At 67.2% G+C, this 20,571-nt stretch carries 18 protein-coding genes; 10 read left to right on the top strand and 8 right to left on the bottom strand.

Going from position 1 to position 20,571, the window contains the following annotated elements; translation table 11 throughout:
- Position 1: 1 nt before the first annotated feature.
- Together glyS and ppdK are read left to right on the top strand one after the other, a co-directional pair.
- Positions 2-2,230: a glycine--tRNA ligase subunit beta gene (glyS, locus tag T8T98_RS07065; protein WP_251105619.1), complete on the top strand. Its 2,229-nt coding sequence runs from the start codon at positions 2-4 to the stop codon at positions 2,228-2,230.
- Between the two features lie 115 nt (positions 2,231-2,345).
- Positions 2,346-5,009: a pyruvate, phosphate dikinase gene (ppdK, locus tag T8T98_RS07060; protein ID WP_251105620.1), complete on the top strand. Its 2,664-nt coding sequence runs from the start codon at positions 2,346-2,348 to the stop codon at positions 5,007-5,009.
- On the opposite strand, the gene T8T98_RS07055 is transcribed toward ppdK, so the two are convergent.
- Positions 5,006-5,761, bottom strand: a complete 756-nt coding sequence (locus tag T8T98_RS07055; RefSeq protein ID WP_251105621.1) for a methyltransferase domain-containing protein — start codon at positions 5,759-5,761, stop codon at positions 5,006-5,008. The genes ppdK and T8T98_RS07055 overlap by 4 nt on opposite strands.
- A gap of 55 nt (positions 5,762-5,816) precedes the next feature.
- Between T8T98_RS07055 and T8T98_RS07050 the strand changes: the two genes are divergently transcribed.
- From T8T98_RS07050 to T8T98_RS07035, 4 genes are all read left to right on the top strand, one after another.
- On the top strand, positions 5,817-6,629 hold the full coding sequence (locus tag T8T98_RS07050) for a ComF family protein (protein ID WP_251105622.1): 813 nt from the start codon (positions 5,817-5,819) through the stop codon (positions 6,627-6,629).
- A 311-nt stretch (positions 6,630-6,940) separates the two neighbouring features.
- Entirely contained in the window at positions 6,941-7,288 is a 348-nt protein-coding gene (hisI, locus tag T8T98_RS07045; RefSeq protein WP_251105623.1) for a phosphoribosyl-AMP cyclohydrolase, read from the top strand.
- Between the two features lie 30 nt (positions 7,289-7,318).
- A complete protein-coding gene (locus tag T8T98_RS07040; protein ID WP_160732916.1) occupies positions 7,319-7,759 on the top strand; it encodes a MerR family transcriptional regulator in 441 nt (146 codons plus the stop codon).
- A gap of 25 nt (positions 7,760-7,784) precedes the next feature.
- On the top strand, positions 7,785-9,590 hold the full coding sequence (locus T8T98_RS07035) for an acyl-CoA dehydrogenase C-terminal domain-containing protein (RefSeq protein WP_251105624.1): 1,806 nt from the start codon (positions 7,785-7,787) through the stop codon (positions 9,588-9,590).
- 25 nt (positions 9,591-9,615) lie between these two features.
- Here T8T98_RS07035 and T8T98_RS07030 read toward each other — a convergent pair whose 3' ends face one another.
- From T8T98_RS07030 to tyrS, 6 genes are all read right to left on the bottom strand, one after another.
- Positions 9,616-10,311 (bottom strand): dienelactone hydrolase family protein, encoded by a 696-nt coding sequence (locus T8T98_RS07030; protein WP_251105625.1) that lies wholly within the window; start codon positions 10,309-10,311, stop codon positions 9,616-9,618.
- Positions 10,312-10,313: 2 nt separating this feature from the next.
- A complete protein-coding gene (locus T8T98_RS07025) occupies positions 10,314-11,486 on the bottom strand; it encodes an NAD(P)/FAD-dependent oxidoreductase (RefSeq protein ID WP_251105626.1) in 1,173 nt (390 codons plus the stop codon).
- A gap of 50 nt (positions 11,487-11,536) precedes the next feature.
- Positions 11,537-12,457, bottom strand: coding sequence for a cysteine synthase A (cysK, locus tag T8T98_RS07020; protein WP_251105627.1), 921 nt, complete (start codon positions 12,455-12,457; stop codon positions 11,537-11,539).
- A complete protein-coding gene (locus tag T8T98_RS07015; protein ID WP_251105975.1) occupies positions 12,454-13,680 on the bottom strand; it encodes an MFS transporter in 1,227 nt (408 codons plus the stop codon). The genes cysK and T8T98_RS07015 overlap by 4 nt, the downstream gene beginning before the upstream one ends.
- 151 nt (positions 13,681-13,831) lie before the next feature.
- Positions 13,832-14,167 carry a PilZ domain-containing protein gene (locus T8T98_RS07010; protein ID WP_160732910.1) on the bottom strand — a complete coding sequence of 112 codons (336 nt, stop codon included), beginning with the start codon at positions 14,165-14,167 and terminating at the stop codon, positions 13,832-13,834.
- A gap of 113 nt (positions 14,168-14,280) precedes the next feature.
- Positions 14,281-15,510 (bottom strand): tyrosine--tRNA ligase, encoded by a 1,230-nt coding sequence (tyrS, locus tag T8T98_RS07005; protein WP_251105628.1) that lies wholly within the window; start codon positions 15,508-15,510, stop codon positions 14,281-14,283.
- 45 nt (positions 15,511-15,555) lie between these two features.
- Between tyrS and T8T98_RS07000 the strand changes: the two genes are divergently transcribed.
- The 4 genes from T8T98_RS07000 (at position 15,556) to T8T98_RS06985 (ending at position 19,732) form a co-directional block, all read left to right on the top strand.
- Positions 15,556-16,098, top strand: coding sequence for a DOMON-like domain-containing protein (locus T8T98_RS07000; RefSeq protein ID WP_251105629.1), 543 nt, complete (start codon positions 15,556-15,558; stop codon positions 16,096-16,098).
- Positions 16,095-17,294: an exo-beta-N-acetylmuramidase NamZ family protein gene (locus T8T98_RS06995; RefSeq protein ID WP_251105630.1), complete on the top strand. Its 1,200-nt coding sequence runs from the start codon at positions 16,095-16,097 to the stop codon at positions 17,292-17,294. Before T8T98_RS07000 ends, T8T98_RS06995 begins: the two co-directional genes overlap by 4 nt.
- Entirely contained in the window at positions 17,291-18,319 is a 1,029-nt protein-coding gene (locus T8T98_RS06990) for an aspartyl/asparaginyl beta-hydroxylase domain-containing protein (RefSeq protein ID WP_251105631.1), read from the top strand. The genes T8T98_RS06995 and T8T98_RS06990 overlap by 4 nt, the downstream gene beginning before the upstream one ends.
- A 117-nt stretch (positions 18,320-18,436) precedes the next feature.
- On the top strand, positions 18,437-19,732 hold the full coding sequence (locus T8T98_RS06985; RefSeq protein WP_251105632.1) for a spinster family MFS transporter: 1,296 nt from the start codon (positions 18,437-18,439) through the stop codon (positions 19,730-19,732).
- Here the strand turns inward: T8T98_RS06985 and T8T98_RS06980 are convergent.
- A complete protein-coding gene (locus T8T98_RS06980) occupies positions 19,729-20,568 on the bottom strand; it encodes a DUF817 domain-containing protein (protein ID WP_251105633.1) in 840 nt (279 codons plus the stop codon). The two genes, T8T98_RS06985 and T8T98_RS06980, sit on opposite strands and share 4 nt — an antisense overlap.
- Between the last annotated feature and the right edge of the window lie 3 nt (positions 20,569-20,571).

The raw sequence follows: 20,571 nt of genomic DNA, 5'->3' as shown, positions 1-20,571 counted from the left end.
CATGGCTGATTTCCTGCTCGAACTTCGCTGCGAGGAGATTCCCGCGCGGATGCAGGCCGGCGCGCGCGCCGAACTGGAAAAGCTGTTCCGGCGCGAGATGGATGCCGCCGGGGTCGCGGTGGGCGCGGTCACCGTCTGGTCCACGCCGCGCCGGCTCGCCCTGATCGCGCGCGACCTTCCTCAAGCGACCGAAGCGGTCAGCGAAGAGGCGAAGGGCCCGCCCGAGGGCGCACCCGATCAGGCGGTGGAGGGATTCTGCCGCAAGAACGGCGTCACGCGCGACCAGTTGGAAGTGCGCGAGGTCAAGGGGCGGCCGACCTATTTCGCGGTCAGGAACATTCCCGGCCGCGCGACCAGGGACCTGCTGGCCGAGGCCATTCCCGCGATCGTGCGCGATTTCTCCTGGCCCAAGTCGATGCGCTGGGGTTCAGCCTCGATCAGCACCGAGAGCCTGCGCTGGGTGCGCCCGCTGTCGGGTATCGTTGCGCTGCTGGGCCACGAGGTCGTCGAATGCAAGGTGCATGGGATTAAGAGTGGTCGCGAAACTGAGGGTCACCGCTTCCACGGCATCAGAAAGCCCGATCCGAAGTCGCGCAATTTCGGGCTGCCGGTCGAGATATTCAAAGACGAGAACCTGACTGTCCTGAACAGCAACGGCATGATCGAAATTGGCAATGCCGATGATTACGAACGCAAGCTGGCCGATGTGCACGTGATCGTGAACCACAAGCTCCGGGAAGACGAGATCAGGATCGGAGCGAGAGCCGCTGCGCGGGATGCCGGGCTCACGCTGGTCGAGGACGAAGGGCTGGTAATCGAGAACGCGGGGCTGACCGAGTGGCCGGTGCCGCTGCTCGGCCGCTTCGACGAGGATTTCCTCGCCGTCCCGCCCGAGGTCATCCAGCTCACCGCGCGCGTGAACCAGAAGTATTTCGTGTGCGAGGATGCCGACGGCAAGCTCGCCAACGCCTTCGTCTGCACCGCCAATATCGAGGCGCAGGACGGCGGCGCGCGCGTGGTCGATGGCAACCGCAAGGTCCTCGCCGCGCGCCTCGCCGATGCGCGCTTCTTCTGGGACGTGGACCGCAAGAAGACGCTGGCCGAACACGCCAGGGGGCTGGAGCGGATCACATTCCACGAGAAGCTGGGCACCGTCGCCGAGAAGGTCGAGCGTGTGGCGAAACTGGCCCGCTGGCTGGTCGAGGAAGGGATCGTAAGATCCTCCCCATCGCAAGCCGATGGGGAGGATCGTGCTGCACTCGCCGACATGGCCGAACGGGCCGCGCGGCTTTGCAAGGCCGACCTGGTGACCGAGATGGTCGGGGAATTCCCCGAACTTCAGGGGCTTATGGGCGGCTATTACGCCCGCGCCGAGGGACTGCCCGATGCCGTCGCCGACGCGATCCGCGATCACTACAAGCCGGTCGGCCAGGGCGACCATGTGCCCACCGCGGCCGTTACGGTGGCGGTAAGTCTGGCGGACAAGCTCGACACACTGCGCAGCTTCTTCTCGATCGACGAGAAGCCGACCGGATCGAAAGACCCCTTCGCGCTTCGGCGCGCGGCGCTCGGCGTCATCAGGCTGGTGATGGACAACGGTTTGCGCCTGCCGATCGCGGAGGGCGAACTGCTCGATTTCTTCGCCGACCGCCTCAAGGTCCAGCAGCGCGAGGCCGGCGTTCGCCACGACCTGATCGACGCGGTCTTCGCGCTCGGGAACGAAGACGACCTCGTGCGACTTCTCGCCCGTGTGAACGCATTGCAGGCCTTCATCGAGACCGAGGACGGCGCCAATCTCCTTGCCGGCTACAAGCGCGCGGCCAATATCCTGAAGAAGGAAGACTGGCACGGCATCGAGGGCGAGATCGCGCAGACCGGGGAGGAAGACCCGCTCGCGATCGTGGACGACCCCGACCTGAAGGCGGTGATCGACGCCAAGATGGCCGAGCGCCATGCGAAAGAGCTTTCCTACACGCCCGAACCTGCCGAAAAGGCGCTGATGGCCGCGCTCGACGGTTCGGAACGGAAAGCGGCCGCGGCCATTGAGGCGGAAGACTTCGGCGCGGCAATGGCGGCCCTTGCCAGCCTGCGTGCGCCGATCGACCGGTTCTTCGACGAAGTGACGGTAAACGCGGATGAAGAAAACAAACGGGCCCACCGGCTCGACCTTCTTGCACGGTTCCGTGCTGCGGTGCACAAAGTGGCCGATTTCTCTCGGATCGAGGGATAACGGCCGCTTGCCACCCTGTCCGTCACCTTCGGGAATCGGGCGGTAGATCAACGGCTTGGTACGAACAACGCGGGTGACACCCTGTCACCTTCGTCAACTTTTCGGGATGGATGGCATGGAACAGACGGTCTTCACCTTCGGCGGCGACGCCCCGCATTCGAATGCGCGACAGAAGGACAAGACCGTTACCGGCGGCAAGGGCGCGAACCTGGCGGAAATGGCCGCGATCGGCCTGCCCGTGCCCCCCGGCTTCACAATCGCGACCGACGAATGCGTTCGCTACCTGAAGGAAGGCGGCGACTTTTCCGCCGAACTGCGGGACGAAGTGGCCACCGCGCTGCAACATATCGAACGGTCCGTCGGCAAGCGCTTCGGCGATGCGGGCGATCCGCTGCTGGTCTCGGTCCGCTCGGGCGCGCGCGTCTCGATGCCGGGAATGATGGACACCGTGCTCAACCTCGGCCTCAACGACGAGACGGTGGAAGGGCTCGCCGCGACCTCGGGCGATCCGCGCTTCGCCTGGGACAGCTATCGCCGGTTCATCCAGATGTATTCCGACGTCGTGCTCGGCCTCGACCATGGCCTGTTCGAAGAAGCGCTCGAAATCGCCAAGGAAGACAAGGGCTTCTACAACGACACGGAGATGGAGTGCGAAGACTGGCAGGCGCTCGTCGGCCAGTACAAGGACATCGTCCGCCGCGAACTGGGGGAAGATTTTCCGCAGGACGTGCTGCACCAGCTCTGGGGCGCTATCCGCGCGGTGTTCGACAGCTGGGATTCGGAACGGGCGAAGGTCTATCGCCGGCTCAACGACATCCCGGGCGACTGGGGCACGGCGGTCAACGTCCAGGCCATGGTCTTCGGCAACATGGGCAACACCTCGGCCACTGGGGTCGCCTTCACCCGCGATCCCGCGACCGGGGAAAAGGCCTATTACGGCGAATACCTGATCAACGCCCAGGGCGAGGATGTCGTCGCCGGGATCCGCACGCCGCAATACCTGACCCGCGCCGCGCGCGAGAAGGCCGGGGCCAAGCCGCTTTCGATGGAAGAGGCCATGCCCGAGGCCTATGCCGAGCTGACCCGCGTGTTCGAGCTGCTCGAACGGCATTACCGCGACATGCAGGATATCGAGTTCACGGTCGAGCGCGGCAAGCTCTGGATGTTGCAGACGCGCACCGGCAAGCGCACCGCGAGCGCGGCGTTGAAGCTTGCCGTGGACATGGTCGACGAAGGGCTGATCGACGAGAAGACCGCCGTGCTGCGGGTCGATCCGATGGCGCTCGACCAGCTGCTCCACCCGACGCTCGACCCCGATGCCCCGCGCGACGTCCTGACCACAGGTCTTCCCGCCTCGCCGGGCGCGGCCTCGGGCAGGATCGTGCTCGATGCCGATACCGCCGAACAGTGGTCGCAGCGCGGCGACAAGGTGATCCTCGTGCGGGTCGAGACCAGCCCGGAAGACATTCACGGGATGCACGCCGCCCAGGGCATCCTGACCGCGCGCGGTGGCATGACGTCACACGCGGCGGTGGTCGCCCGGGGGATGGGCCGGCCCTGCGTGTCGGGCGCGCCCGGCGTCTCGATCGATCTCAAGGCGCGCACCCTGCGCGTGGGCGAACGCGAGCTGGCCGAAGGCGACACGATCACGCTCGACGGCGGGACCGGGCAGGTCATGGCCGGCGAAGTGGCGACGATCGAGCCAGAACTGGCCGGCGATTTCGGCACGCTGATGGAATGGGCCGACCGGCACCGCCGGATGAAAGTGCGGACCAATGCCGAAACGCCGGCAGACTGCCGCATGGCGCGCCAGTTCGGCGCCGAAGGCATCGGGCTGTGCCGGACCGAGCACATGTTCTTCGACGCCGGGCGGATCAGCGCGGTGCGCGAGATGATCCTCGCCGACAGCGAGAAGGGCCGCCGCGCCGCGCTCGACAAGCTGCTGCCCGAACAGCGGGCCGATTTCCGCCAGATCTTCGAGGTCATGGTCGGGCTGCCGTGCACGATCCGCCTGCTCGACCCGCCGCTGCACGAGTTCCTCCCGCATGGCGACGCCGAGTTTGCCGAGCTTGCCGAGGCGACCGGGCTGGGCGTCGATCACTTGCGCCGCCGGGCGCAGGACCTGCACGAATTCAACCCGATGCTGGGCCATCGCGGCTGCCGCCTCGGGATCACTTATCCCGAGATCTACGAGATGCAGGCGCGCGCGATCTTCGAGGCCGCCTGCGACGTCGCGGCCGAAAGCGGCGAGGCCCCGCTGCCCGAGGTGATGATTCCGCTCGTCGCCACCCGGCGCGAGCTGGAGCTGCTGCGCGAACTGGTGGACCGCGTCGCGGGCGAGGTCTTCGCGGAGAAAGGACGCGAGATCGCCTATCTCGTGGGCACGATGATCGAGCTGCCGCGCGCCGCGCTGATGGCCGGCGACATCGCCGGGGCGGCGGAGTTCTTCTCCTTCGGCACCAACGACCTGACGCAGACGACCCTGGGCGTATCGCGCGACGATTCGGCGCGGTTCCTCGCGCAGTATGTCGATCGCGGGATCTTCGCGCGCGATCCTTTCGTCAGCCTCGACATCGACGGCGTGGGCCAACTGGTCGAACTGGCGGCGGAACGCGGGCGCGGCACGCGGGCGGAGCTGAAGCTGGGCATCTGCGGCGAACACGGGGGCGATCCGGCCAGCATCGCGTTCTGCGAGAAGACCGGGCTCGATTATGTCAGCGCCTCGCCCTACCGCGTGCCGATCGCGCGACTGGCGGCAGCCCAGGCCAGCCTTCGCTAGTCTTTCCAGCCGGTTAGCGTCACTATCTCGAAAGTCTCGGTGACGCGGCCCTCGGCATCGGCGGAAGACAGGAAGGCATCGCGCGCCCGGCCCGCCGCGGCCCGGCCGAGGGGCGGGGGCGGGCTGGCGAGGACATTGGTGAGCGCCTGGTCGCGCAGGTCGCCCACCAGCCGGTCGAACCCGCGGTAGCGGACCTTGAGCGGGTAACCGTCCGCCACCTGCCGGGCGAACCCGGCCCGCTGCATCAGGGCCGATCCGGCCTGGATGTCGATCATCGGGTGCATGCGCGCCGCCTGCCGGTCCGGCTCCGCCGCGAGCAGCGCGCGGCGCAAGTTGGCGAGGCTGCCGGCCCCGACGAAGGCGATCATCGCGATCCCGCCGGGCGCGAGCGCGTTGCGCATGTGGATCAGCGCCCCCGGCACGTCGTTGACCGTGTCGAGCATCGCAAGGCTGGCGACGAGGTCATGGCTCCCGCCCAGCGCGCGCTCCTCGTCGGTATCGAGCGGCGAGGCGGAAGTAACGTCCGCGCCCAGCCGCGCCAGCGCCGCCTGGGCGTGCCCGGCCGGGTCGCCCAGGACCAGCGCGGTGCGGGGGCGCAGGTTCATGAAGCCGAGGCGGTCCTCGATCTCGTCCGCGAACGACCGATAGAGGAAATCGGCCGCATCCGCCCCCCGCTGCCGTGCGAGGGCCCTCTGCCAGCGCCGGCGGCGACGTGCCTGGTCGAAGATGCGGGGAACGGGGGTGGCGCTCATGCCGCGGTGCTCTGCCGGGCTTGCCTTCGCCATGCAAGCGCGACAGCCTCGGCGCATGATATCCGGCGCCGCCCTGCGCGACTCGATCGCTCCGCTGGTAGACCTCGTCTATCCGCCGCGCTGCCCGGCTTGCGGGGACGCGATCGCCCGGCAGGACGGGCTGTGCGCGCAGTGCTGGGCGGGGCTGGTCCTGCCGTCGGAGCCCGCTTGCGCGGCGTGCCAGCGCCCGTTCGCGGTCGATCAGATCGCCGAAGGCGCGCTGTGCCCTGCATGTCTCGTCGATCCGCCGCGGCACGATGGGATCGTCGCGGCGGCGCTCTACAACGACACGGCGCGCAAGCTGGTGCTGGCCTACAAGCACGGGCGCAGGATCGGGCTTGCGCCGATGCTCGCCCGCCTGGTCGCAGCCCGAATGCCCGGGTTCGAGGGCGAGTGGCTGCTGGTGCCCGTTCCGCTGCACCGCTGGCGTCTCTGGCGGCGGGGCTTCAACCAGGCCGCCCTGCTGGCGCACAACCTCGGCCGCGAGCTGGCCCAGCCGGTCCTGGTCGATGCGCTCGTTCGGCGCAAGCCTACGCCGACGCTCGGCGGGCTCGGGCGCAAGGAGCGGAGCCGGGCGCTACGCGGCGCCATCGTGGCGGATCGCAGGCACCTGGCCGCGCTCGATGGCGCGCAGGTGATACTGGTGGACGACGTGCTGACGAGCGGAGCGACCAGCGATGCCTGCGTCGCCGCCCTCCGGCGCGCGGGGGCCGCCAAAGTGAAGATCGCCTGCTGCGCGCGGGTGATCGACGGACAATCGCCGGCCGCGACGGGAAGGGCAGTGCCGCATAACGAAACGCCCGAAGCCGAAGCTCCGGGCGCCACGTGACGAAAATCATTGGATCCGCCCTAAGGCTGGTGACCATACCCCCCAGTCGGCCACGCGGGATCCGATCCCTCAACGTTGATGGGGGCGCCATCGCCGACTGGCGGGCTGCGTCCCCTTTCCCCCTGAACCCGGCGCTCTTGCGGCACCGAAAGATCGGTGGGCATTCCTTGCGGAGTGCAAGTGTTTCTTCCCACCTCGCGCCCGTTCATCAAAGCGTCATGTGCCGGGCGTGTCGATTTTGAACAGTCGCTGTGGTTATCGTGCAACAAACCGGCTAACCGCGGCCGCGAAATTGTTCAGGTGATAATGTTATGAGCGACAAGTTCGAACCGAAGTTCGATGTGGCCGGCCTCCTGACGGCAGTCGTCGTCGACGTGTCCGACAACAGCGTGCGCATGGTCGCCTTCATGGATCGCGAGGCGCTGGAACGTACGCGGGAAACCGGGCTCGCCCATTTCCATTCGCGCTCGCGCGGGGCCCTGTGGCTGAAGGGCGAGACCTCGGGCAATACCCTGGCGGTGGAGGAGATCCTCGTCGATTGCGACCAAGACGCGGTGGTCCTGCGCTGCACGCCGCGCGGGCCGACTTGCCACACCGGTGCCGAAAGCTGTTTCTATCGCCGGCTCGAGGGCGACCGGCTCGTCGCGCAAGGCGATTGACGTTTACGTAAAGGGTATTATTCTGGCGGCATGTCAGATCCCGCTCGCAAGCTTCCCGAACAGCATTCCGGCGCCCACCTCGACCGGCCGGACAAGCATGCGCGCGAGCAGTACACGATCTCCGACCTGACGGCGGAGTTCGACTGCACGGCCCGCGCGCTCCGTTTCTACGAGGACGAGGGGTTGATCGCCCCGCGGCGCGTCGGCCTCTCGCGCGTCTATTCCAAGCGCGACCGCGCGCGGCTCGCCTGGATCATGCGCGCCAAGAACGTCGGTTTCTCGCTGTCCGAGATCCGCGAGATGATCGACCTCTACGACCTTGGCGACGGCCGTGTCGAACAGCGCCGCGTCACGATAGAGAAATGCCGCGCCCACGTGGCCAAGCTCAAGCGGCAGAAGGCCGACATCGATTCCTCGATCAAGGAACTGTCGGCTTTCATCAAGCTGGTCGAATCGATCGATTCCGACTGACCCGAATTCCTTCAGGATAGATTCCATGCCCGTTTACACCGCCCCCACCCGCGACACCCGCTTCGTGGTGAACGAAGTTCTCGACCTGGCAGGCTATGCCAAGCTGCCCGGGTTCGAAAGCGCCACGCCCGACATGATCGACACCGTCATCAACGAGGCGGGCAAGTTCTGTTCGGAAGTTCTCGCCCCCCTGAACCAGCCCGGTGACGAGCACGGTTGCACCCGGCACGACGACGGATCGGTCACGACCCCGCCGGGGTTCAAGCAAGCGTTCGAGCAGTTCCGCGAAGCGGGCTGGGGCACGATCTCCGCGCCGGAGGAATTCGGCGGGCAGGGCATGCCGCATGTCCTCGGCTTCGTGATCGAGGAGTTCATTTCTTCCGCCAACCAGGCTTTCGGCATGTATCCGGGCCTCACCAACGGCGCGGTCTCGGCCCTGCTGGCGAAGGGCTCGGCCGAGCAGAAGGCGAAATACGTTCCCAAGATGATCGCCAACGAGTGGCTCGGGACGATGAACCTTACCGAGCCGCAGTGCGGCACCGACCTGGGCCTGATCCGGACGAAGGCGGAACCGCAGGACGACGGCAGCTATGCCATCACCGGGACGAAGATCTTCATCTCGGCCGGCGAACACGACCTGACCGAACAGATCATCCACCTCGTGCTGGCCAAGACCCCCGGCGCGCCCGATTCGACCAAGGGCATCTCGCTCTTCGTGGTCCCCAAGGTGCTCGTCAACGAGGACGGATCGCTGGGCGAGCGCAACGGCGTGAGCTGCGGGTCGATCGAACACAAGATGGGCATCCACGGCAATTCCACCTGCGTGCTGAACTACGACGGCGCGAAAGGGTGGATGGTCGGCGAGGAGAACAAGGGCCTCGCCGCGATGTTCATCATGATGAACGCGGCCCGCCTCGGCGTCGGCATCCAGGGCTTCAGCCAGGCGGAGGCGGCCTACCAGAATGCCGTCGCCTATGCGCTCGACCGGCGGCAGGGCCGCGCGCTGACCGGCCCGGCAGAGCCGGAAGAAAAGGCCGATCCGATCATCGTTCATCCCGACGTGCGGCGAATGCTGATGGACGCCAAGGCCTTTACCGAGGGCTTCCGTGCGCTGGCCCTGTGGGGCGCGCTGCTGGTCGATCTCTCGCACAAGGCGGAGAGCGAGGCCGAGCGGGCCGAGGCGGACATGCTGCTGGGCCTGATGACCCCGGTGATCAAGGGCTACGGCACCGACAAGGGGTTCGAAACCGCCGTCAACATGCAGCAGGTCTTCGGCGGGCACGGCTACATCAAGGAATGGGGCATGGAGCAGTTCGTGCGCGATGCCCGCATCACCCAGATCTACGAGGGCACGAACGGCATCCAGGCGATGGACCTGTGCGGGCGCAAGCTGGCCCAGAACGGCGGGGCCGCGGTCCAGGCGTTCTTCAAGCTGGTGGGCGAAGAAGCCGCGGCGGCCCGGGAAGACGAGGCGCTGGCCCCGATCGCCCAGGCGCTGGAGAAGGCGCTGGGCGAGCAGCAGGCGGCGACGATGTGGTTCATGCAGAACGCGATGCAGAACCCCAACAACCTGGGCGCCGGGGCGCACCACTACATGCACATCATGGGCATCGTCACGCTCGGCCTGATGTGGCTGCGCATGGCGAAAGTGGCGCAGGCGAAGCTGGCCGAAGGGGCCGGCGACAAGGCGTTCTACGAGGCCAAGCTGGTCACCGCGCGTTACTATGCCGAGCGCTTCATGCCCGACGCGGGCGCCCTGCGGCGCAAGCTGGAAGCCGGCAGCGAGGCGATGATGGCCCTGGGCGAAGGCGCCTTCGAAACCGCCGCCTGAGCGGCACGATCGCAGGCTGGCGGCGCTATTCGAGCACTTCGTCGAGGAGGCTCTTCAGCGCCGCCCAGCTCTGCCGGTCTGCGCTGGCATCGTAGGCGACAACGGGGTTCCCGGGCGGCGGATCGGGATTGGTGAAGCCGTGGCTGACCCCGGCGTAGCTGTGGAAGTGCCAGTTGGCGCCGGCACGATCCATTTCCTCCCAGAAAGCGCGGACATGCGCGCGCGGCACGAGGCTGTCGGCATCGCCGTGGCAGACGAGGATGCGGGCCTTGATCGCGCCCGGCCGCGCCGGGGCATCGGTTTCGAGCAGGCCGTGGAAGCTCGCCGCCAGCACCAGGTCCGCCCCGTCGCGGGCGAGTTCGAGCACGGCCTGTCCGCCGAGGCAGAAGCCGATCGCGGCCATGGGAAGGCCGGGCGCCTCGGCGCGAAGTGCGCCAAGCGCGGCACGCAGCCGGCCGCGCCACTTCCCCGTGTCGGCGCGCAGCGCATCGGCCCATTCGAAGGCGACCGGCCCGTCGGGCATCCGGCCGTAGAAGTCGGCAACCAGAACGAGATAGCCCGACTCGGCCAGCAACCGCGCCTTGGCCATGACCGCGGGTGTGACGTTGGCGATCGTGGGGAACACGGCGATCGTGGCCCGGGGCTGCGCCACCGGCCGAAGGAGATGGCCGGTCAGGGCAAGCTCGCCGTCGCGATAATCCAGCTTATCCGGCTCGATCATCGTCAGGCCTCCGTCGCTGTCAGCGCGCTATGCCGGTCGGGATAGGCGCGCCGCAGGATTTCCAGCGCCCGCGCCGTTTCCGCCCGATCGGGCACTTCGCTGGCATCGCCATAGCCGAAATCCTCGTTCGGCCCGTAAGACTGGATGACCACCCCGTCGCGCCGCGAAATCGCGTTGGCGCCGCCGTGGTAGAGCGAATAGCGGGCATTGCGCTGGGGGACGAGCCACCCGATCTGCCCGCGCACCGGCACCATCGCAGCATCGTCCCAGATTGCCCTGGCGCCGTATCCCATGCAGTTGACGATCACCGGCTCGGCAAGAGAAAGCACTGCGGCACGGTCGGGAAACGACCGGCGGATCATCCGGCCGCCGCGCAGCAGGAACGTCTGCGCCAGGCGATCGGCATAGCCGGCGACGTTGAACACCATTCCCTGCCCGCCCGAGGCGGCGCGCGGCGCGAAAGGGTTTTCGGCACCGGTCAGCTTTCGCCACGGCAGGTCGAGATCGCGCACCCGGCGGTGGAGGTGCAGGAAATCGTGCTGCGCACGCGGCGATGGTCCGTCGCCTCCGCCGCCGGCCACGTCGAACTGCGGCATGTACTCGACCGGCTCGCCGGCGAGGCCGACGAAACGCTGGTGCGCGGCATGGGCCTGCCGGGCCCATTGCTCCCATCGTTCGGCGAAGCCGGCCGGCGCCGCGCCCTCCAGCGCGATCCGGCTGCTGGGCGACCAGACCCCCGTTGCCCGGGCGGAGCGGGTTTCGGCCGGAAACTCGTCGGCGTAGATCGTGACCCGGGCACCGGTTTCGACCAGGCGCAGGGCGCTGGTCAGCCCGATGACACCGGCGCCGATCACGGCGAACGACGCCGCGCCCGAAGCGCGGGCGAGGGCGGCCGCCTCGGCCGCGCAGCCCCAGCTCAGCGACCATCCCGCGCCGCCGTGGCCGTAATTGTGAACGACCAGCTTTTCGCCCAGACGCTCCGCCTCGAGGCGCGGCCCCGCGGGGCGGAAGGGGCGCAGGCAGACGGTGATCTTCATCAGCCGGTCGAGATCCAGCTTCAGCGCGGGCAGGCGCGTGGCGGCCGGCGGGGCAGCAGGCGCCAGGCCGGCCCCGGCGCACCCCGCGAGGAAAGCCGACCCGGCGCCGGCGAGCACGGTGCGCCGCTGGAATTCCATCCGGGTCCTCCCTCGATCTCGTGTCGGAAGGCGCGCTGCGCCGGGTACGATTATTCCTCCGGCAGGAAGTCGGGCACGGAGAGATAGCGCTCCCCCGTGTCGTAGTTGAAGCCGAGCACGCGCGCGCCGCTGTCGAGTTCGTCAAGCTTGCTGGCAATGGCGGCCAGCGTGGCACCACTGGAAATGCCGACCAGCAGCCCTTCCTCGCGCGCGCACCGGCGGGCCATGTCCTTGGCCTGTTCGGCGGTGACCTGGATCGCGCCGTCGATCGCCTGGGTGTGCAGGTTACCCGGGATGAAACCCGCGCCGATGCCCTGGATCGGGTGCGGACCCGGTTGGCCGCCGGAGATGACCGGCGAAAGCTCCGGTTCCACCGCGTAGGCCTTCATCGCGCTCCACTGGCGCTTCAGTTCCTCGGCACAACCGGTCAGGTGCCCGCCGGTGCCGACGCCGGTGATGAGGACATCGACCGGGCTGTCGTGGAAATCGTCGAGGATTTCCTTCGCCGTCGTGGCGACGTGGACTTTCCAGTTCGCCTCGTTGTCGAACTGGCTCGGGATCCAGGCCCCGTCGGTTTCGGCCGCGAGCTCGCTTGCGCGTTCGATTGCGCCCTTCATGCCCTTTTCCTTGGGCGTGAGATCGAAGGTCGCGCCATAGGCCAGCATCAGCCGGCGCCGTTCCACGCTCATGCTCTCGGGCATGACGAGGACCAGCTTGTAGCCCTTGACCGCGGCGACCATGGCCAGCCCGATGCCGGTGTTGCCGCTGGTCGGTTCGATGATCGTGCCGCCCGGTTTCAGCGCGCCCGACCTCTCCGCGTCCTCGACCATGGCGAGCGCGATGCGGTCCTTGATCGACCCGCCCGGGTTGGCACGCTCGCTCTTCACCCAGACCTCGTGATCGGGGAACAGGCGGGAGAGGCGGATATGCGGCGTTCCGCCGATCGTTTCGAGGACGTTTGCGGCTTTCATGGGACAGGCTCCTGCAGCTTCTGTTCGGGGATATGATCGTCCAATTCCCGAGGCGGGTCAAAGGTCCGCGTCGTGCGCAGCACCGGAAAGATGCGCGCCCACAAGGCGACGGTCGCGATGGCGCCGATCCCCCCGCTGACGACAGCCAGCACCGGGCCGATCAGCCAGGCGAGCGTGCCGGAGAAGAAATCGCCGAACTCGTTCGAGGCCGAAATCGTCAGCAGCGACACGGAAGAGACGCGGCCACGCTTGTCGTCGGGCGTGTGCAACTGGATCAGCGACTGGCGGATATAGACGGAGAACATGTCCGCCGCGCCGACGATGAACAGCATGGCGAGGCTGAGCGGCATCCACGTCGAGAGGCCGAAGACGACGGTGGCGAGGCCGAAGACCGCCACGGCCCAGAGCATCTTGGGCCCGACGTCGGTCTTCAGCGGTCGGAATGAGAACCACAGTGCGGTCAGCGCCGCCCCCGTCGCCGGGGCCATGGCCAGCTGGGCAAGCCCGGTTTCGCCGACCTGGAGGATGTCGCGGGCATAGACCGGGAAGAGCGCGGTCGCCCCGGCGAGGAAGACGGCGAACAGGTCCAGCGTGATCGCGCCCAGGACCATCTTGTTGCGCACGACGTAGCGCAGGCCGTCCACCATCTGCCCGATCGGCCGCGCCGCCCCCGGGATCGGCGGCTGCGGCACCTTTCCGATCAACGACAGCGCGCCGATGGACACCGCGAGCAGGGCGCTCGCCGCGAGGTACGGCAGGGCCGGCATGATGGCGTAGAAATAGCCCCCGATCGCGGGGCCGACGATCATCCCCGCCTGCCATGCGATCGAGCTCAGCGCGATCGCATTGGGCAGGATCGCCTTCGGGACGAGGTTCGGCGCCAGCGCCGAAAGGGCAGGGCCGTTGAACGCGCGCACGACCCCCAGCACGACGGCAACCGCATAGAGCCAGTGGAGCCGGATCGCATCGTGCCATGTCAGGAAGGCGAGCACGGCCGCGCAGCCGAACTGGAGCAGGATCGTCAGGCGGGCGAGGTCGCGGCGGTCGAAGCGGTCGGCGGCGAGGCCCGAAAACGGCGTCAGCAGGAACAACGGAACGAACTGGAGCAGGCCGATGAGAGCCAGCTGGCCGGAGGCGCCGGCCACGCTCATCCCCCCGTCGCGCGCGATATTGTAGGTCTGCCAGCCGATGATCAGCATCATCGCGTACTGGGCCAGCGTCATCGACAGGCGCGAAACCCAGTAGGCGCGGAAATTGGCAATGCGAAAGGGGGAGGATGGGATCGCTTCGGTCACCCGGGCGGCATGGCACCGGGCGCGCCGCAAGCCAAGCAATCAGATCGACCCGGTCGAAAAGCGATGCTTGAAGGCGCCCTCAGGGCCGCCGCAGGCGCGGGTTCTTCTGCATCTGTTCGACCAGGCGGGTGAAATCGTCCACCCGGATGATCCGTTCGAACTGGAAGCCCGCGCGCGTGTCCCGGGTCCAGATGACATAGGCCTCGATCAGGCCGATCACCGGCAGGCGAACCATCAGCCGGTCGCCCCGCGAAAGATCGCTGGCATTGTCCACCATGAAGCCATGGGCCGAGATATTGCTGATGTGCAGGGGCACGTCGCCGCGAACATGGTGTTCGGCGATAATGTCGTGATCGACGGGATGGCGCGCGGCGCGGCGCTGGTCGGTAACGCTCAGATTGGCTCCGGCTGACACGAACGGCAACTCTCTTCATCGGTGGAGGGGCATTCCTCCTACCGGTCAATGACTGACAATTGGTAAAATCGCGGCCTCGCGAAAATGCCCGAAAAGCCCGATTTTTCGCGGCTTCAGCGGGTTACCAAGCCGTGCTTCTTCTTGCCCAGGCTGAGGCGCATTTCCCGGCCCGCATCGGGCAGGAGCAGGTGCCCGGGGTCGCTCACGGCCTCGCCGTCGAGCCGCACCGCGCCCTCGGCGATCTTGCGCTTCGCCTCGCCGTTCGAAGCGGTGAAGCCGATGGCGGTCAGGGCGGCCGCGGCTCGCATTCCTTCCTCGCCGACCGACAGCGTGGGCAGGTCCTCGCCCGCTCCGCCGGCGAAGGTCGCCGCGGCGGTCGCCTCGGCCGCGCGGGCCGCATCTTCGCCGCGGACGAGCGCGGTCACGGCATTGGCCAGCACGACCTTGGCCGCGTTGATCTCGTTTCCTTCCAGCGCTTCGAGTCGGGAGATCTCGTCGAGCGGGAGATCGGTGAAGAGCCGCAGGAACCGGCCCACGTCGCGGTCGTCGACATTGCGCCAGTACTGCCAGAAATCGTAGGACGGCAGCTGCGCCTCGTTCAGCCAGACCGCGCCATTGGCGGTCTTGCCCATCTTCGCGCCGTCGGCGGTCGTCAGCAGCGGCGTGGTCACGCCGAACAGCTCGATGCCGTCCATCCGGCGGCCCAGTTCGACGCCGTTGACGATATTGCCCCACTGGTCGCTGCCGCCCATCTGCAGCCGCGCGCCCATTTCCTGCGCCAGGTGACGGAAATCGTACCCTTGCAGGATCATGTAGTTGAATTCGAGGAAGGTCATCGGCTGCTCGCGCTCGAGGCGCAGGCGAACCGAATCGAATGTCAGCATGCGGTTCACGGTGAAATGCGTGCCGACCTTCTGCAGCATCTCGATATAGCCGAGCTCGCCGAGCCAGTCCTGGTTGTCCACCAGGACCGCGTCGGTCGGGCCGTCGCCGAAAACCAGCAGCCGCTCGAACACCGAACGGATGCCGGCGATGTTGGCGGCGATCGTCTCGTCGTCCAGCATCTTGCGGCTCTCGTCCCGGCCGGTGGGATCGCCGATCCGGGTCGTCCCGCCGCCCATCAGCACGATCGGCTTGTGCCCGGTCTGCTGCAGGCGGCGCAGCATCATGATCTGGACCAGGCTGCCGACGTGGAGCGAAGGGGCGGTGGCATCGAAACCGATATAGCCGGGCACGACCTGTCGCGCCGCCAGGGCATCCAGCCCTGCCGCGTCGGTCATCTGGTGGACATATCCGCGCTCGTCGAGCAGGCGCAGCAGATCGGATTCGTATGTCGTCGTCATCAATGCCCTCGAATGCGGGGCGGCGCCTAGCACGAGGATTCCCGCTTGCAAACGCATCAACTGGTCGCCCATCCCGATCATCCGCCGCTGGGCGTCACACGGGTGGAGGCGCGGGTTCTCGGTTCCGACGCCGAATGGCTGCGGTTGCGCTGGCGGATCGAGGGGATCGGCAAGCTGGTGGTGCCGCCTTTCGCCGGCCGCGGACGGGCCGACGAGCTCTGGCGCACGACGTGCTTCGAGCTGTTCCTGAAGCCGGGTGACGGCCCCGCCTATTGCGAGATCAACCTCTCGCCCTCCGAACGCTGGGCCGCCTACGATTTCACCGATTATCGCGACGGCATGGTCGAGCGCCCGTTCCCGCGCGAGCCGGACTGCACGATGCGCATGGGCAGCGCGATGGCCATTTTCGATGCGACGGTGCCGCGGAACGGGTTGCCCGCGGGCGAATGCGCGATGGGGCTCAGCGCGGTTCTGGAGGAGGCAGGCGGGACGCGCAGCTACTGGGCGCTCGCCCATCCCGAACGGGGGCCGGACTTCCATCATCGGGCTTGCTTCGCCGCACGGCTTGAGGCACCCGCCGGGCCATGAAATTCGGCATCGATCGGCTGCTCGCCGACCCGGAACTGAGGAAACCGCTCGAAGGAAGGCGGGTCGCCCTCGTCGCGCACCCCGCGTCGGTCACGCGCGACCTCGGACACAGCCTCGACGCCCTGGCCGCGGCCGGCATCGGCCTGGCGAGCGCCTTCGGCCCCCAGCATGGCCTGAAGGGCGACAAGCAGGACAACATGGTCGAAACGGCCGACGAGGTGGATCCTCGCCTGCAAATTCCGGTCTTCAGCCTCTATGGAGAGGTCCGCCGGCCGACCGACGCGATGATGGCCAGCGCGGACGTGTTCCTGTTCGACCTCCAGGACCTGGGCTGCCGGATCTACACTTTCGTCACGACGCTGCTCTACCTGCTCGAGGAGGCGGCCCGGCACGGGAAGACGGTCTGGGTGCTCGATCGCCCCAACCCGGCGGGCCGGCCGGTCGAAGGGACCATGCTCGTCCCCGGGCAGGAAAGCTTCGTCGGGGCGGCACCGATGCCCATGCGGCACGGGTTGACGCTGGGCGAGATGGGGCACTGGTTCGTCCGCCACTTCGGCCTTGACGTCGATTACCGCGTCATCGGGATGGAAGGCTGGGAGCCGTCCGGGCCCGGACACGGGTGGCCGACGGACCGCATCTGGATCAACCCGAGCCCCAACGCCGCGAACGTCAACATGGCCCGCGCCTATGCCGGCACCGTCATGCTGGAAGGCACGACGCTGAGCGAGGGTCGCGGCACGACCCGGCCGCTGGAGGTGCTGTTCGGCGCGCCCGATCTCGACGCCGGCGCCGTGCGGGCTGAGATGGAGCGCCTCGCGCCGGAGTGGCTGGCCGGTTGCGGCTTGCGCGAATGCTGGTTCGAGCCGACGTTCCACAAGCACGCAGGCAAGCTCTGCAATGCCCTGATGATCCATGCCGAGGGCCCGTTCTACGGCCACGATCGCTTTCGGCCGTGGCGGCTCCAGGCGCTCGCCTTCAAGGCGATCCGCAATCTCGTGCCCGACTATCCGCTCTGGCGCGATTTCGCCTACGAGTATGAGCTCGACCGGCTTGCGATCGATGTCATCAACGGCGGCCCCAGCCTCCGCACCTGGGTCGACGACCCCGAAGCGACCCCCGGCGACCTCGACCAGCTCGCTTCCGCCGACGAGCAACGCTGGCGCGACCAATGCGCCGAGGTCCTGCTTTACCGATGAGCGCGATAGAGAAACCGAATCCGGCATTTGATGAAGCCGAAGCCGACCGGCGACTTTCGGTCGACCAGCGTGACATCGTCGCGACATTGGCCAAGGCCGATAATCGCATGCGGGCGCGGGATTATCGCGCCGCCAATGCCTATTACGGGCAGGTAGGACGCCTGGCGCAAGAGGGTGGAACGATCGCTCGAACGGAGCTTCTGCGCGCGCGAGATGCAACGATCTGGTTGGCGGACTATTTTCGGCAAGCGATCGTCGACGGATTGGCATCGCGTGGCATTACAGCGACCACGATGCACCCGCGGTTCGCGAAATCCCTTGCGATCATGTTCGGCGAGCAGGCGCGAGACCCGGTTTATCAGCGGTTTCCGCAGATGCCGAACTCTTATTTCTATCCGGATTTGCCGTATCTCTGCTTTTCGGATCCGTCGGCGCACGGATGGACCGCCCCGATTGAAGCGGGTTTCCCCGACATCCTGGAGGAGGCGGAGGAGCTTCTGAAGAATTCGGAGTTCGCCCCCCACGTTCGAGACGCAACCGATCGTCCCCAGGGCGACGTGCACGGCCTCGTGAACGATCCGAGGTGGAGCACATGGGATCTCACGGCAATGGGGGCCCCGGTGCCCGAGCGGACTGGCCTTTGTCCTCGCACGTTCGAACTGATAGATCGGAATGCGCCTTTATGCCGGATTCCGAGCCGGGCGCCGACAATCATGTTCTCGCTACTGCGTGGCGGCGCCCGAATCCCGCCGCATACCGGGATGATGAACGCACGGATCATCTGCCATCTGCCCCTTATCGTCCCAGGCAGCGGCGCGCTCCGCGTCGGCGACCACGTTCGGGAGTGGCAGCCCGGGCGTCTTCTGATGTTCGACGATACGGTGGAGCATGAAGCGTGGAATCACTCTTCGGATAACCGGCTGGTCCTGATTTTCGACGTTTGGCGTGACGAGATCGAGCAAGTTGAGCGCGAGCAGATCTGTGCACTGTTCGAGACGGTGGATGAAAGCCAGCCAGACAGCTGAATTCTGCGGAACCGATTTTTCGATTCCTCCCGCTACCACTTGACCTGAACCGCCGAGTAGGGGACCACTGCGCTCCGCGACGGGCATACCCGCGCTTTAGGAGAGGGGTCGATCACGATGGCGACGGCGGCGAGGGACGGCACGGCGCAGCGTTCGGTGCGGGCAACGCTCTGGATTCTGCTGGTCGTCTATATTTTCAATTTCATCGATCGCCAGATCGTGAACATCCTGGCCGAACCCATCGCCCTGGATCTGGACCTCAGCGACACGCAGATCGGGCTGATGACCGGGCTCGCCTTCGCGCTGTTCTACACCGCGCTAGGCCTGCCGATCGCGCGGTACGCCGATCGCCCCACTACCAACAGGCCGCGGCTGATCGCTGTCGCCCTGGCCACCTGGTCGGCAATGACGGCGCTGTGCGGACTGGCGCAGAACTTCGTCCAGCTGCTGCTCGCCCGGATCGGCGTCGGGGTGGGGGAGGCCGGGTGCACGCCGCCGGCCCATTCGCTGATCAGCGACATCGTGCCGCCCGAACGGCGCAGCTCGGCGCTGGCTTTCTACGCTCTGGGCATTCCGATCGGGACCCTGCTCGGCATGATGATCGGCGGGTTCCTGGCGGACTGGGTCGGCTGGCGGCGTGCCTTCCTGATCGTGGGCCTGCCGGGCATTGCGCTGGCACTGGTGGTTCACTTCGTTCTTCGCGATCCGCGGACCCGCCTTGCCGGCGCGTCCGATTCGGCGGCGCCGGCTGCACAGAACGAGATGTCGCTATGGAAGGCGGTCCGCTCGGTCATGGGCTCGCGCGCCTTCGTCCTGCTTCTTGCAGCCGGATCGACGGCATCGTTTCTCGCTTACGGCAAGGTCACCTGGACGACGATCTTCTTCCAGCGCACCCACGAGCTGACCCCGGGCGAGGTTGGCTTCTGGTTCGGCGTGGTCAACGGGGCGGCCGGTATCTTCGGCACCTGGCTGGGCGGATGGATTGCCGACCGGTTCGGGGCGAAGCGTCGCCGACACGTCCTGTCCGCGCCCGCCATCGGCATGGCCGTGGCCGCCCCGGTGGCGTTCCTCGCCTATCAGGCGACCAACTGGCAGGTGGCGCTGGCCCTGCTGATCGTGCCCACCGTGTGCAACTCGCTCTACTACGGCCCCACCTATTCGGCCGCGCAGGGGCTGGTGCCGCTGCGCGCGCGGGCGATCGCGGCGGCGCTGGTCCTGTTCTTCCAGAATCTGATCGGCCTGGGCCTGGGGCCCCTGTTCTTCGGCATGCTGTCGGACCTGCTTCAGCCCGGATTTGGGGAGGAAAGCGTGCGCTACGTGCTCTACGGCGCGGCCTTTCTCGGCCTTGTCCCGGCGTTCTTCTTCTGGCGCTGCAGCCTGAGGCTCGACGAAGAACTCGACCGGAAGGGCTAGCGCGGATCGGCCGGCCTGACCGGCTGCACCAGGCTGACGAGGACGAAGCTGATCAGCATCAGCAGGTACCAGCTGCCCAGCTTGGCCAGGCCGACCATCTCCCACCCGTCTTCCTGCCCGGGGTAGTGCCAGGCATTGGCGAACGTGGCGATGTTCTCCGCGAACCAGATGAACAGTGCGACCAGCGCGAATCCAACCAACAGCGGCATCCAGCGGTGGACCTGCCAGTTGCGGAAATGGACCCGGGTGCGCCAGAACAACACGCCGGTCATGGCGAAGAGCGCATAGCGCAGGTCCACCGTCCAGTGATGGGCAAAGAAATTGATGTATATGCCTGCGGCGAGCAGCCAGGTCGCCCAGCGCGGGGGATAGTGGCTGAACCGGAAATCGAAGATCCGCCAGACCCGGGCGATGTAGCTGCCGACTGCAGCGTACATGAAGCCGGAAAAGAGGGGCACGGCGCCGATGTGGAGCAGGCTTTCTTCCGGGTAGATCCACGATCCGGCGGCCGTCTTGAACAGTTCCATTACCGTGCCGACGACGTGGAAGATCAGGATCACGGAGGCTTCGCGCAGCGTCTCCAGCCGGAACGCGAGCAGCGCCAGCTGGATCGCCAGCGCGGCCAGCGTCAGGAAATCGTATCGATGAAGCGCGGCATCGGCGGGATAGAGGAAATGGGTCGCCAGAAGCAGGGCGAGGAGGAGCGCGCCGAACAGGCATGCCCAGGCCTGCTTGAAACCGAAAAGCAGGAACTCGTAGGCCCAGAGCTTCCACCCGGTGCCCGGATCGAAGCTCTCGAGACGGCGGCGGACCGCCTCGAACCGGGTGTGTTTCAAGCG

The sequence above is a fragment of the Pelagerythrobacter marinus genome, assembly GCF_034375205.1.
Lineage (GTDB): Bacteria > Pseudomonadota > Alphaproteobacteria > Sphingomonadales > Sphingomonadaceae > Pelagerythrobacter > Pelagerythrobacter marinus.
Note: the sequence above shows the minus strand (reverse complement) of the source record. Positions and strands in the feature narration are given on the sequence as shown.

What these genes read in the sequence shown, in the direction of transcription:
- T8T98_RS07055 (WP_251105621.1), bottom strand. Translation starts at nt 5,761, where the DNA reads ATGAGCGCCACCCCCGTTCCCCGCATCTTCGACCAGGCACGTCGCCGC.
- cysK (WP_251105627.1), bottom strand. Translation starts at nt 12,457, where the DNA reads ATGAAAGCCGCAAACGTCCTCGAAACGATCGGCGGAACGCCGCATATC.
- T8T98_RS07040 (WP_160732916.1), top strand. Translation starts at nt 7,319, where the DNA reads ATGTCAGATCCCGCTCGCAAGCTTCCCGAACAGCATTCCGGCGCCCAC.
- T8T98_RS06990 (WP_251105631.1), top strand. Translation starts at nt 17,291, where the DNA reads ATGAGCGCGATAGAGAAACCGAATCCGGCATTTGATGAAGCCGAAGCC.
- ppdK (WP_251105620.1), top strand. Translation starts at nt 2,346, where the DNA reads ATGGAACAGACGGTCTTCACCTTCGGCGGCGACGCCCCGCATTCGAAT.
- glyS (WP_251105619.1), top strand. Translation starts at nt 2, where the DNA reads ATGGCTGATTTCCTGCTCGAACTTCGCTGCGAGGAGATTCCCGCGCGG.
- T8T98_RS07035 (WP_251105624.1), top strand. Translation starts at nt 7,785, where the DNA reads ATGCCCGTTTACACCGCCCCCACCCGCGACACCCGCTTCGTGGTGAAC.
- T8T98_RS07015 (WP_251105975.1), bottom strand. Translation starts at nt 13,680, where the DNA reads ATGACGCTGGCCCAGTACGCGATGATGCTGATCATCGGCTGGCAGACC.
- T8T98_RS06995 (WP_251105630.1), top strand. Translation starts at nt 16,095, where the DNA reads ATGAAATTCGGCATCGATCGGCTGCTCGCCGACCCGGAACTGAGGAAA.
- T8T98_RS07025 (WP_251105626.1), bottom strand. Translation starts at nt 11,486, where the DNA reads ATGGAATTCCAGCGGCGCACCGTGCTCGCCGGCGCCGGGTCGGCTTTC.
- T8T98_RS06985 (WP_251105632.1), top strand. Translation starts at nt 18,437, where the DNA reads ATGGCGACGGCGGCGAGGGACGGCACGGCGCAGCGTTCGGTGCGGGCA.
- tyrS (WP_251105628.1), bottom strand. Translation starts at nt 15,510, where the DNA reads ATGACGACGACATACGAATCCGATCTGCTGCGCCTGCTCGACGAGCGC.
- hisI (WP_251105623.1), top strand. Translation starts at nt 6,941, where the DNA reads ATGAGCGACAAGTTCGAACCGAAGTTCGATGTGGCCGGCCTCCTGACG.
- T8T98_RS07030 (WP_251105625.1), bottom strand. Translation starts at nt 10,311, where the DNA reads ATGATCGAGCCGGATAAGCTGGATTATCGCGACGGCGAGCTTGCCCTG.
- T8T98_RS07050 (WP_251105622.1), top strand. Translation starts at nt 5,817, where the DNA reads ATGATATCCGGCGCCGCCCTGCGCGACTCGATCGCTCCGCTGGTAGAC.